The following is a 12,911-nucleotide window of genomic DNA, read 5'->3' on the forward strand; positions in this document are numbered from 1 at the left end:
AGCTTACCAGTTTGAAAAAATTCGGTTGAAAATTTCATCCACCATGTTCTTGATGATGGTTTCATTTAATTGAGCCTCAGCCTGCGTTAGCGACTGAGTAGCGCCATAGTCGAAGTTACGGGAAACATCGGCTTCAAAATTCTTTGTAGGGTCCAGGTTGTTCCTGAAATTGAGATGTACAATAACAGTAAGCCGCTGAATAGAAGCTTGCTGCTGCGTAGTACCACTGCTATTCTGACCTGTTGAAACCCCTGAGGTAGTAACATTATACCCCGTTACCGTACCACTGATGTCGTAATGCGCATCATCGCCCTGTACGCCGGTTAACCGGGTTTGGCTGGTGATCTTCTGACGCAGTTTATCAGTTAACTGCGGGCTCAGTTGCGGATTTACGTACCGCGCCTTGTTTTCAATATAGTTTACCCTGAAGGTTTTTACTTCAGGAGGAATAGAGCCAATGTCTTTGAAGCTGTAGCAGCCTGTTGTCAATAATACAATAGGCAATAGGCAATAAGCAAAAATCAATCGGCAATCGGCAATTGGCAATCGGCAAAAAGAAATTAATGCCGCGAAGCGGGATTGCTTATTGTCAATTGTCAATCGACTATTGGCTTTATCATTCTTTAATATCATACTCTTTCAATTTACGGTAAAGCGTTCTTTCACTGATTCCCAGGTCGAGGGCCGCGTCTTTCCGTTTGCCTTTATGTTTTTTAAGTGCTTTCTCTATCAGTTCTTTTTCCTTGTCCATGATGTTCAGCGATTCATCCACTTCTTCATGATGATGAATATCGTCGTTATCATGATGGATCATTACCGGCTGGGCCGGGCCCTGAACCACAGGCTGCACATAGGCCGCCGGCAACAGCTCTTTTGACTTCAGCTCATTTAATAACGACTGATTTTGCACGCTGGTACCCGGGTTCTGCAGAATATCTACAAACATCTTCTTCAACTCGGTTACATCCTTCTTCATATCGAAAAAGAGCTTGTACAAAATTTCGCGTTCGTTGGCAAATTCATGCCCATTGCTAACCGGGTTGCTGCCCGCATTGGCCAGCACCGGAAGACGATTCATGTCCCGGTTGGGGAGGAACCGTTTTAACTCATTGGCTGAAACCAGTTTATCGGAAGCCAGCACGGAAATTTGTTCTGCAATATTCTTCAATTCACGCACATTACCGGGCCAGGGATAGTTTATTAACACATCTTTGGCCTCATCATCCAGCTGCACCGGCGTGGTTTTATAGCGCTCTGCAAAATCAACACTGAACCGTCTGAACAGGAGCGGAATGTCCTCGGGCCTGTCGCGCAACGATGGCACCCTGATGGGTACCGTGCTTAACCGGTAATACAGATCTTCCCTGAACTTACCATTTTGCGTGAAGGTGAGCAAATCTTTATTGGAGGCGGCAATAACCCGCACATCGGTTTTCTGCACTTTGGAAGAACCTACCCGGATGAATTCGCCTGTTTCCAAAACCCGCAGCAGGCGGGCCTGCGTACCTAATGGCATTTCCCCGATTTCGTCCAGGAAAATGGTACCACCGTTCACTGTTTCAAAATAACCTTTGCGGGCATCAACTGCGCCGGTGAAGGAACCTTTTTCGTGGCCAAACAATTCCGAATCGATGGTGCCTTCGGGAATGGCGCCACAGTTTACTGCAATGAACGGGTTGTGTTTGCGGGCTGATAAGGCATGAATGATCACTGAAAAATTTTCTTTACCTACACCGCTTTCCCCGGCTATCAGCACGGTCAGGTCGGTATTGCTTACCTGTGCAGCTACCTGCAGGGCAAAGTTCAATGCCGGCGAGTTGCCGATAATGCCAAACCTGTTTTTGATACTTTGAATATCCACTTTCTACTAATTTATTTCAGATACCCTCAGCGGTTATCAGTGATAATTATGCATGAAGGCGATCCGGATTATTTTAATCAGGGCCAGGCCCTGTAAGTATTTTGTTTTTATAAACGCCCTTGTGTAGTATAGGGCTTGCCTGGCACTTTTGCCAGGCTGATAGTTTCAATTCGTTACAATCAGGCGATGGTTGAAACTAATACCTTTCAACTGGTATGAAAGATGCTGCGCTCCTGTAAAAAGCGGCACGCTAATATTTTTTTAATCTTTCTTTTCTTTCCGTTCCTGTTCTCCTTTTTTCTTTTGGTGAATGCCTGTCTGTTAATAGGTCCTGTCTTTAGGGTTCAATTTTTCCAATCAATGTAGCAACGGTACAGTCAGTTACTTTAACCATTACGTATTGGCCTTTGTTCAGTTGGTATTGTTCTTTGGGGAACACTATTACTTTGTTCTGGCTGCTACGTCCCATCCAGTCCTGGTCGCTGCGTTTACTGTTTCCTTCAATGAGCACTTTAAACGTTTTGCCCAGGTCTCTCAGGTTACTTTCGTGACTCATTGCATTTTGTAGTTTTACTACTTCATCTAACCGCCGTTTCTTTACGTCTTCAGGCACATCGTCCTTGTAGCGGCGGGCTGCCAGGGTTCCCGGGCGCTCGCTGTAAAAGAACATATAGCTCATATCGTACTTACTATGCCGCATAATGCTCAGCGTATCCTGGTGGTCTTCTTCTGTTTCAGTACAAAAGCCGGTAATAATATCGGAGCTGATGCCACAGTCGGGCATTATTTCCATAATACGATCAACCTTGGCCATATACCATTCGCGGGTATAAGTACGGTTCATCAATTGCAGTACACGGGTTGAACCGCTTTGTACCGGCAGGTGGATGTATTTACAGATGTTCTCGTACTTCGCCATGGTGAACAGAACATCGTCGGTAATATCTTTCGGGTGCGAAGTAGAAAAACGAATACGTAATAAAGGATCTATCAGCGCCACCATTTCGAGCAGGTTGGCGAAGGTTACGGCAGCCTCCCCCCGGCCCTCCCGATTTGTCGGGAGGGAGTTGGCGGACACTCCGTTTATTTGCGCACCGTTCGAATTTTCGGGTACCCAATAATAGCTATCCACGTTTTGACCTAATAAGGTCACTTCTCTATAACCTTGATTAAACAGGTCGGTACATTCCCTGATAATGGAATGCGGATCGCGGCTGCGTTCGCGGCCCCGGGTAAAAGGCACCACGCAGAACGCGCACATATTGTTACAACCCCGCATGATGCTTACAAAACCCGACACACCATTGCTGTCGAGCCGCACGGGGGCGATGTCGGCATAGGTTTCATCCCGGCTCAGCAGCACGTTCACGGCTTTTTGGCCCGTTCCGGCCTCCATGATAAGTCCGGGCAGACTACGATAAGCATCGGGGCCCACCACCATATCAACCAGCTTTTCTTCCTGCAGTAATTTCTCTTTCAGGCGTTCGGCCATACAACCCAGTACACCAATGAGGGCGCCGGAATTGTGCCTTTTCGCTTTGCGAAGTTCGGTCAGGCGTTTGCGAACAGTTTGTTCAGCCTTCTCACGGATAGAGCAGGTATTTATCAGAATAAGGTCGGCTTCCTCGAAATTGCGGGTAGCGCCAAATCCGTTTTCGTTCAGAATAGAAGCTACGATCTCACTATCGGCAAAGTTCATTGCACAGCCATAGCTTTCGATATAGAATTTTTTAACATATGCAACTGGGTCATTTACAAAGGGAGAATAGGCTTCTCCCTGCCTGGTTTCTTCGTGCATAGTATGGTTCATCCGCTCTAACATCAACAATTCAGTTTTTTGGGATGGCAAAGATAGCCAAAAAAGGGTTTCAATGACAGGTTGACAGGGGAGAAGATGTTTAAAACTAAGAAGTTGAGTTTCTTAAGGTTATCTGTACCGGGATTTATGGGATGTTTGGGAGAGGGAAATCCCGGTTCAGACCTATTTCCCATATAGAATGTACCCATAGGTTTTGTTACCTATTTCACGGGCCTTTTTTGGGAAGAGGGTGAAAAGCATGTTGATGGGAAATTTAAAGGTGGGCATTTTGCGGCCGATGCGGTCGGCTTCGTCAAGGATGTGAATGTTGTCGTGTACTTTCCACCCATGGCTGGTGAATAAAGCGATGGGGTCATCTACATTAAATTGGAGAGGCGCCTTGGTGAGCATTTTTTTCAACGCGCCGGTGCCCCGGTGCCGGCGGCGACGGCGTGAGCCACTATTGTAGTCCATAATCCAGTACTGGAAGGTTGGGGTGGCAAAAAGGTCTTTCGATAATTGCGTGCCCTGTTCGTTGGTTAAATAGCCTACAACGCCCTCGGTAATAACAAGGGCCCGTTTGGTTTCGGCGCCCAGCCGGGCAAACAGGGCTTTGCGTTCGGCATCGTTGCTAAGGTCCAGTGCTATGCGTTGCAGGTGACAGGCGGGAATGTCGTTGGCGAGCTGCTGATTTTTATAATCGATCATGTGGGGAAAATCAACTTCTATCCAGTGCAGGTTTACCGGCAATGGCATGCGGTAAGGCCGCGTGTCGAGGCCGGCGCCTAAATTTATAACCGTGTCTACACCCCGTTCAATGGCTTCATTGATGAGCTTATCTATACCGGTGGTGCGGGTGGTCATAGCAAAAGCCATGTATTTTTTGATGGCTGTGGCTTCTACTATCTGAAAACCTTTTTCCCCGGCCAGCTTGCGTGCCAGTGTATCTTTAAAGGCAGCATCAGGGCGCTCAGATTCCAATGCCCTGAAGGCAGCGATCCAAAGCGCTGTGTCTGACACGTTATTAATGAGCGGATCTTGTTCCATACAAACAACAGGTTTACTTTATAAAACGGTTGTACTTTGCTGTAACTATTGCCTGTATAAATTTAATCAATTTCCGGGAGAGTGGGGGCGGGGGGAACCAAATGGATTGCTATTTGAGATAATACCTTTAGCTTGTGCGTGTTTTACAGAACAGGAAGAAATTGTGATGGAATATCCTTATGGCATAGAAGGAAAAAGTTATGTCTTTAGAACTGCTGTTACATATTGGAAAGATCAAAAGGCTATATTATAATCATATTGATGACTCACAGTAAGGCACTACCAGTTTGTGGTATTTTGCGAATCACCGTTCAACAATAAACCAATCTTTGTACCTTCATAAACCTCCTACCTTATTTAATCTGCCTGTATGCTACCACTTTGAAGACCAACTCATTCTTAACTTCAAAAACGAAACTCATGAGTGAATCAACAACCATGCAGCCAACAACGAATCCTAACAAGGCTTTATGGGAGAAAGGCGATTTTACCCAAATTGCCGATACTATGCGCGAAAGTGGCACCGCTCTTATCGCCAAACTGGACGTAAAGCCCGGGATGGATGTACTGGACCTTGGCTGTGGGGATGGAACTACTGCGCTTCCTGCTGCCCGGCTGGGCGCCAAAGTATTAGGCGTGGATATTGCCCGCAACCTGGTGGCCGCTGCCAACAAACGCATTGAGGAAGCAGGGCTTACCAACATTACTGTTCAGGAAGGCGATGCCTCCAACCTGGAAGGAATACCTGATGAAAGTTTTGATCAGGTACAAACCTTTTTCGGTGCCATGTTTGCGCCCAAACCTAATGATGTGGCAAAAGAAATGGTTAGAGTAGTGCGTAATGGCGGAAGGGTTGTAATGGGCAACTGGATCCCTAACGATCCTACATTGGTTGCACAAATATTGAAGATCTGTTCTGCTTATACGCCACCACCACCGGAGGGTTTTGTAAGCCCGATGTTATGGGGCCTGGAAGACCAGGTGAAAGAGCGTTTTGTTCAGGCTGGCATTGCACCTGAAAATATTTCTTTTGAAAGGGATACGTTTATTTTCTACGCTTTGTATTCTCCCACCACGTTTCTCGAAAAATTCAGAATGTATTATGGACCTACCATGAATGCTTTTGATGCTGCTGAAAAGAATGGCAAGGCCAATGAGCTGCAACGCGAGCTGTCAGCATTATTCAATAGCCAGAACAGAAGCGGCAATGCAAACACTACTTCTATACCAGCTACGTTTTTGCTGGTGAAGGCAGTGAAATAATGTTTTCTATATAAATAAAAGAAGCCCGCTCTTTTTTTAGCGGGCTTCTTTTATTTATTGACTCTGTTGGTTCTTCAAATAATCATAAAACGACTGCTGCGGGCAATACTGTTTTACTTCCTCTTCCCATGGCATTGGCTCCAGGTTGGGAGAAAGCCATTGCGTTTTTGTGGCGGGCGTAAATTGAATAGCAATAAAATCCAGCACCTGCTTTTTTATAGCTTCATCATATACCGGGAACACCACTTCAACGCGGCTTCTCAGGTTACGTTTCATCCAGTCGGCAGAACCCAGGTAAATATCCTGCTGCCCCTTGTTATGAAAAATAAACACCCGGCTGTGCTCCAGGTATCTGCCTACAACCCTTATCAATTCAATATTTTCACTTAGGCCGGGCACGCCTGGTTTAATACGGCAAATACTGCGCACGCACAATTTAATGGGAACCCCTGCACGCGATGCCTCGTACAACTTATTAATTACTTCTTCCTCTTCGAGGTTATTTACTTTAATGATAATGCCGGAAGGCTGTCCCTGTTTGGCGGCTGCAATTTCATTGTCGATCAGCTGCACAAATTTCTCCAGGCTTCCAAACTGGCTTACCAGCAAATGTTTGAATGGCGCCGGCTGCTGCCGCTTGTATAAATATTGAAACATCGATTCCAGCTCGTTACACAGGTTGGGGTTGGAAGTGAACAAACCCATATCGGAATAAATAGCGGCCGTTTTTTCATTGAAGTTACCGGTGCCAAAGAAGGCGTACTTTTTTTCTTTTCCGTTTTCCCGGCGTTTTATTAAAGCGGCTTTTGCATGCACTTTAATTCCCGGAATACTATAGGTAATTTCAACACCGGCCTTTGCCATCTCGTTGGCCCAATGCAGGTTATTGGCTTCATCGAACCGGGCCTTTAATTCAACAAACGCCTTTACCTTTTTGCCGTTTTTGGCGGCGCTTATGAGGGCGTTTACAATATGCGAATCCTGCGCTACCCGGTAAAAGGTGGCCATAATTTCCGTTACATCCTGGTCCAGCACTGCAAGATTGAAGAACACCAGTACATAATCGTAAGATTGATATGGAAAATGGATCAGGTAATCCTGGCTGGCAATAGCATTGAAATAATTGCCGTATAGTGATAACGATGGGTGTTTTAATGGCGTCCAGTTTGCTTGTTGTAAACTGCCTCCATTAGGGTTAGGGAACCGGAAGAAATCACTGCTGCTTAAATAATGGCCCACCGGCAACATTTCACCTTCTTCCAGCTGAAACTGCTGGTGGCAGAATTTAATTAAAGTTTCCGGCATGGAAGCATCGTATTGAAAGCGGGAAGGCGCGCCGGTTTTACGCAGATCAAGGCCTCGTTGTAACACTTCTACAAAATCGGCTTCATCTTCGGTATCATCGTCAACATGCAGATCGGCATTCCGGTTTATTTTAATGGAATAGATGCCTTTGAACTCAAAGTTCTTGAACAGCGATTGTACACCTATCCTGATAATATCATCGAGGTACACGATATAGTGCTTATCATCCACTTTACTTAAGGTGAAAAACCTGGGCAGGCTGTTCGCCGGAATGTTCAGCACAATTTTCAAATCGTTCAGCCTTCTGCCTGCATTTACATGTACCAGGAAGTAAAGCATTCTGTCTTCCAGGAATACATTGGTATGTGACGTGATAGTTACCGGTTGCAGGTACGATAATACTTTCGACATAAAGATATGTATCATCTCTTCGTAGTGCTCCTGCAGGTAAGTGGAGTCGCCGTAATAGAGATTAATATTATGACTACGTAACTGGGGCAACACTACCTGTTCCAGTATCTTCCTGGAGGCGAGGCTTTGGTTGTATACTTCCTGGCGTGCATCGTACAACGCCTTTAAATGCATTTCCCGTTCTTCGGGCGATGATTGCTCTGCCTCATTTTCCAAAGCTGCCAGCCGGACGCGGGCAAATTCATCGAGGTTGCTGCTATGGATGGCCAGGAATTTTATTTTATCGTATATTTTGAGATCATCCAGTAAGGTTTCATCCAGCACCCGTTTGTTAAAAGAGAGCCAGCTGAGGTCACGGTCATTAAATATATTCATCTCCATAAAAGATTATTAAGGTCTACGATACTGCTGCCATTAACAATGACACATTGAAAATGATATAGCCCAGCAGTAAAACATAAAACGAAAGCCGGTCGAACCGGTGAGAAAGCATTTTTTTGTCCTTCCGGTCGAATAAATGCAATGAAATGGTTGATTCAATCAACGTTAAAAGGATAGTTATAGTGCCAATGATGCTGATAATATCTGCTAATGACATTACGCCGGTATTGGGCAGCATAGACGAGTTGATATAGGAATTGGCCACTGCCGCAAACAAGGCGCCCACCCCCAGGCCAAACCGCGGATCTGTATCTGTTGGTTTTATAAAGAAGGCCAGAATGGCTACTGCCACCGCAACATATAAAGGCAGGAACATTTTCAGGAAAAAGCCCCAGCCATCCCGCCTGATCCAGATACCCAGTCGGTATTGGGAGAAGGTGGCCTTGGTTCCCTCCAGCCGTGGATCGCCCCGGGAGGTTTTATAAGAGTGGGGTTTTTCTACGGTGCCCTGCCGGTAAATACTATATCCCGGGATCTTAACTCTTGAACTGACGGAGGAATTGGCGCTATCTGCGGTAAAAATCAGTTTTTGTCGCACATAGGAGGGTTCTTCTATACAAATCGTCAGCAGGTGGTCGTCGCAGGGGAAACGCATTTCGTCAAATACCGAGGTAATCTTTGCTACGGTTCTATATAATACGTAGTGCGTAGTTCCCCTGATATATTCGTCTTTTTTTTCTTTTGAGATGATGGAGCCATCGATCACCTGGAAATTATCGGGCAATTGTAAGGCGGTATCGCTCCAGTTGAACCAGATGTAAAAATCAACCGTCCAGCTTAATTCCCGCATGGAAAGCTCTTCAATTCTATCTACATAAATCCCGGTGGTTACATGAATGGGCCGAACCCCTTGCAGGGAGCTGGTGTCTGCAGGCGTTAAACCCGGCTCTGTTTGCAACGGGTCCATCCGCTCGCGGTAATGAAGCTGGCTGTCCTGCTGGTTTTTATACATCATGGCAACGAGGGTAGTACCTACAATCATTAAAATAACTGTAAAGATGACAAGCAGGAGTACCACCGTCCACCATTGTATGCGTTTGGGAGCCTTATTTTGAGGTATGCTTTGAGCCAGTTGCGTCATTATACAGGTTTGAGGATAAACTCGGCCGCACTAATTTATAGGAAGGAGGGCTTTTTGAAACGCCTGCAAAATGATATTTCAGTTAATATTTACTGCCTGCTATGGCCTTCACATGAAAGACTTATTAAATAACTATAGCATTCCAAATCTCTGCCTTAGGTTTGCGGAAAAATAGCAGATGAGTTTACGTATGAGGAAGGAAAAGTTTGTTATTCCCATTATGGCGGTGTCGGCGGGTTCTATAGTGGCCAATTTGTATTACAGTCAGCCTATTTTGAATAAAATTGCACAAACCTTTGGAAGACCTGAAAGCCAGGTGGGTAAAATAAGTATGTTGTCACAATTGGGATATGGCGTGGGCATGTTCTTCCTGTTGCCGTTGGGCGATAAGGTAAACCGTAAAAACCTGATTCTTGGGATTTGTGTGTTGCTGATGCTGGCCCTGCTGGTAATGGCGCGGGTTGACAACCTCTCCCTGTTATTATTTACCAGTTTTTTATTGGGGCTTTTTGCTACGCCCACCCAGATCCTGCTGCCCATGGCGGCTATCCTTGGTAAGGAGAACCGGGGCAAAACGGTAGGAAAAGTATTCAGCGGCATTTTGACTGGCATTCTTGGATCAAGAATTATCAGCGGCTGGCTGGCAGACCTTTGGGGATGGCAAAGTGTGTTTGTTTTTTCGGCGGTGCTGGTGTTGATAAGCTGTTTGCTGCTGTATTATTTTTTGCCCGAGATCCCTAAAAAGTTTACCGGGAATTATGTCAATCTGTTAAAGTCAACCCTGCAGTTGGTAAAACAATACAAAACGCTTAGGCAGGCTGCGTTGTTGGGGGCTTTTACCTTTGGCATATTTTGTTCCTTCTGGACCACGCTCACATTCCATTTAAGCGGTGCGCCGTTTCATTATACTGCTGCAGAGATCGGCATGTTTGGGATCATTGCCATTGGTGGCGCACTGGTGGCGCCCACGTTCGGAAAAATGGCCGACAAGGGCAATGTATTCAACAACCTGTTCCTTACTATAGGGATGATCATTGTAAGCCTGATCGGCTTACAATTGTTTCCGGTGTCGGTGGTAGTGTTGTGTTTGGTTATATTTTTCCTTGACATAGGCGTGCAGGCTACGCAGATCACCAACTTTACGCGCATTTACAGTTTAAACGAAGAAGCCCACAGCCGGCTGAATACTGTTTACATGACCACTTATTTTATTGGCGGGGCCATGGGTACTTTTTTCGGGTTGCTTAGCTGGAAGATCGGCGGCTGGAATATGGCGTTGTGGCAAATGTTGCTGTGGAGTATGATAGCGCTGGTGATTATTGTGTTGTCGAGGAAGGGGAAATTGTAATACAATTTATTAGTTGAATCTGATTTTTAATTAACTTAGCTATATGCGGAAGTAGCTCAGTTGGTAGAGTGGATGCTTCCCAAGCCTCAGGTCGCGAGTTCGAATCTCGTCTTCCGCTCAACAAAAAAGACAGTCTTTACGGATTGTCTTTCTTGTTTATTACATTACCACAAAGCTTTTCCCTGATAATAATCAAGGATCTTTGTACGCAACACATAATCGTATTTGGCGATAATGAGGTTTATATTGGCGCGGTCGAGGTTGTTTTTGGCAATAAGATAGTCAACCGAGGTGGCTGCCCCATTATTGAACCGCACTTCAGCCGCCCGGAACGATTCGGCATAGGCCGCCACTTGCTCCTGCAGAGCCTGGTATTTGTTCTTCGCCGCCGTCATATTAAAATAATCCTGTTCTATATTTTGCTTTAACTGTATTTGCCTTGTTTTTGAAGTAAACTCCGCATTCTTAAGATCAATTTTGGCCAGCGCTATCTGGTTCCGGTAACGGAAATTATTAAAGATAGGGATGGAGATACCAATGCCTACATACGTACGATAGTTGTTGCTCAACTGGTCGTAGTACTCGATCTTACGCGAGGAGGAATCACGGGCCGCGCTGGAGTAGGGGGTATAGAATCCGCCACCCAGTCCAACACTCGGAAACAGGTTGCCTCTTGCTGCCTGTACCGCTTTCTCGGCGCTTTTGGTGCGCAGGTCGGCGGCTTTTATAATAGCCAGCTGTTGTAAGGCAAGAGTGAAAATGCTGTCGGTTGTAGTCGTATAATTCATTTCAACCTGGTCGGCGCGCAGCCGCTCCACCTGCAGGTTGCTGTTATAATCTGTATTCATCAATTGCGCCAGGGATAACCGGGCCCCATCGAGCGCATTCTGATTGGTGATGATGCTTACCTTATTATCGGCCAGCAATCCTTTCAGATCGGTAAGATCCGATGGCTTTATGGCTCCCTGTTCGTTCATCAGTTCCAGGCGTTCTACCTGCTTCTGGGCTACTTCGGCCGTTTTTTGCGACTGTTGTAACAGATCGCCGCTGGTAAGTATTTGTAAGTAAGCCAGGATCACGTTCAGCATCAGCTGATCTTTGCTGGTTTGCAGTTCCATTTTGCTGGCTTCATAAGCATATTGACTGCTTTTAAGCGTATTCATCAACCGCAGGCCATTGAACAGCGTTACATTGGCCGATACCTGGTAACTACCTGAGGTCACTTGCTGGTTCACATAGCTGTTGGTGCTAAGGTCAATACTACGGCCCTGGTTAAGCGTATGGTCTATTTCTCCACCCACATTGGGTAACAGGTTGGCTTTTGACTGGCGCCAGGTCACCGCGGCCCGCTCCATGCTGAAGTTGCCTTGCTTTACATCCAGGTTATTATCCCAGGCAGCCTGTACGCACTCCTGCAGTGATAATGGACGGCCGGTGATCGACTGAGACCGGCCATCCATATTCATGCTCATGGCTATACTCAACACTAAAAAAGTCTTTCTTAGTAACATTTGTTTTTTGTTCGGTTGTGGTTTTTTTATCGGCAATCGTGAATCGGCAATCCGCAATCGGGCCTCCCCCCGGCTGCTGTCTTCCCCCTGTTAACTTGTCAACTCCGTCAACTTTATCAATTCTGTTCTATCCTTCCATCCAGTAAATTAATTATGTGCGAACCATACCCGGCATTCTTCTCAGAGTGAGTAACCTGTATAATGGTTACGCCTTCTTTATTCAATTGTTTGAACAGGTCCATAATTTCTTCACCCTGTTTTGAATTGAGGTTACCGGTTGGTTCATCGGCCAGCAATAATGTTGGTTTGGCAATGAGGGCGCGGGCAATACCCACCAGCTGTTGCTGACCACCCGAAAGCTGGGTAGGGAACAGGTCTTTTTTGCCAACGATATTAAAACGATCTATCATGTCGGCAACCATGGCCTTGCGCTCGTTTGTTTTTACGTTTTGATAAATAAGCGGCGTTTCAATATTTTCGTACACCGTTAGTTCATCAATGAGGTGATAAGCCTGAAACACAAACCCTACATGTTGCTTATATATTTGCGAACGTTGCTTTTCTTTCAGCGAATGCACCGGCTGGTCCATAAAAATGTATTCGCCTTCGTTGGCATCATCGAGCATGCCCAGAATATGCAGCAGGGTGGATTTGCCTGAACCGGAAGGGCCCATGATGGAAACAAATTCCCCTTCTTTGATCGTCAGATTAATATCTTTTAAGATAAAAGTTGGTTTACCGCCTACCTGGTACCATTTTGAAATGTGCTTCAGTTCGATCATAATTTTTAGTTCTTGGTTTTTAATTAGTCCCAATACATGCCAGAATGTAATGGGGTGATTTGC

General features: G+C 45.8%; 10 protein-coding genes and 1 tRNA gene. 3 read left to right on the top strand and 8 right to left on the bottom strand.

Features of this window, described 5'->3' with window-relative positions:
• Window positions 1-3 precede the first annotated feature (3 nt).
• The 4 genes from lptE to NIAKO_RS05875 form a co-directional block, all read right to left on the bottom strand.
• Window positions 4-633, bottom strand: a complete 630-nt coding sequence (gene lptE, locus NIAKO_RS05860) for an LPS assembly lipoprotein LptE (RefSeq protein ID WP_014217479.1) — start codon at window positions 631-633, stop codon at window positions 4-6.
• Complete coding sequence (locus NIAKO_RS05865) at window positions 617-1,861, bottom strand: sigma-54 interaction domain-containing protein (RefSeq protein ID WP_014217480.1); 1,245 nt, start codon at window positions 1,859-1,861, stop codon at window positions 617-619. The genes lptE and NIAKO_RS05865 overlap by 17 nt, the downstream gene beginning before the upstream one ends.
• 337 nt (window positions 1,862-2,198) lie before the next feature.
• Complete coding sequence (gene miaB, locus NIAKO_RS05870; RefSeq protein WP_014217481.1) at window positions 2,199-3,683, bottom strand: tRNA (N6-isopentenyl adenosine(37)-C2)-methylthiotransferase MiaB; 1,485 nt, start codon at window positions 3,681-3,683, stop codon at window positions 2,199-2,201.
• Window positions 3,684-3,842: 159 nt separating this feature from the next.
• On the bottom strand, window positions 3,843-4,706 hold the full coding sequence (locus tag NIAKO_RS05875) for a class I SAM-dependent methyltransferase (RefSeq protein ID WP_014217483.1): 864 nt from the start codon (window positions 4,704-4,706) through the stop codon (window positions 3,843-3,845).
• 420 nt (window positions 4,707-5,126) lie between these two features.
• On the opposite strand from NIAKO_RS05875, the gene NIAKO_RS05880 reads away from it, so the two are divergent.
• A complete protein-coding gene (locus NIAKO_RS05880; protein ID WP_014217484.1) occupies window positions 5,127-5,969 on the top strand; it encodes a class I SAM-dependent methyltransferase in 843 nt (280 codons plus the stop codon).
• Between the two features lie 54 nt (window positions 5,970-6,023).
• On the opposite strand, the gene ppk1 is transcribed toward NIAKO_RS05880, so the two are convergent.
• Both ppk1 and NIAKO_RS05890 read right to left on the bottom strand, forming a co-directional pair.
• Window positions 6,024-8,066 carry a polyphosphate kinase 1 gene (gene ppk1, locus NIAKO_RS05885; protein ID WP_041346399.1) on the bottom strand — a complete coding sequence of 681 codons (2,043 nt, stop codon included), beginning with the start codon at window positions 8,064-8,066 and terminating at the stop codon, window positions 6,024-6,026.
• 16 nt (window positions 8,067-8,082) lie between these two features.
• The gene (locus NIAKO_RS05890) at window positions 8,083-9,207 is read right to left on the bottom strand and encodes a ligand-gated ion channel (protein WP_014217486.1); all 1,125 of its coding nucleotides are present in this window, start codon (window positions 9,205-9,207) and stop codon (window positions 8,083-8,085) included.
• Between the two features lie 178 nt (window positions 9,208-9,385).
• Between NIAKO_RS05890 and NIAKO_RS05895 the strand changes: the two genes are divergently transcribed.
• Window positions 9,386-10,555 carry an MFS transporter gene (locus NIAKO_RS05895; RefSeq protein WP_014217487.1) on the top strand — a complete coding sequence of 390 codons (1,170 nt, stop codon included), beginning with the start codon at window positions 9,386-9,388 and terminating at the stop codon, window positions 10,553-10,555.
• Window positions 10,556-10,600: 45 nt separating this feature from the next.
• Window positions 10,601-10,673: transfer RNA gene (locus tag NIAKO_RS05900), tRNA-Gly, on the top strand.
• 46 nt (window positions 10,674-10,719) lie between these two features.
• On the opposite strand, the gene NIAKO_RS05905 is transcribed toward NIAKO_RS05900, so the two are convergent.
• Window positions 10,720-12,066: a TolC family protein gene (locus NIAKO_RS05905; RefSeq protein ID WP_014217488.1), complete on the bottom strand. Its 1,347-nt coding sequence runs from the start codon at window positions 12,064-12,066 to the stop codon at window positions 10,720-10,722.
• Window positions 12,067-12,182: 116 nt separating this feature from the next.
• On the bottom strand, window positions 12,183-12,848 hold the full coding sequence (locus tag NIAKO_RS05910) for an ABC transporter ATP-binding protein (protein WP_014217489.1): 666 nt from the start codon (window positions 12,846-12,848) through the stop codon (window positions 12,183-12,185).
• Window positions 12,849-12,911 lie beyond the last annotated feature (63 nt).

It is taken from the genome of Niastella koreensis GR20-10, from assembly GCF_000246855.1.
GTDB classification, from domain to species: Bacteria; Bacteroidota; Bacteroidia; order Chitinophagales; family Chitinophagaceae; genus Niastella; species Niastella koreensis.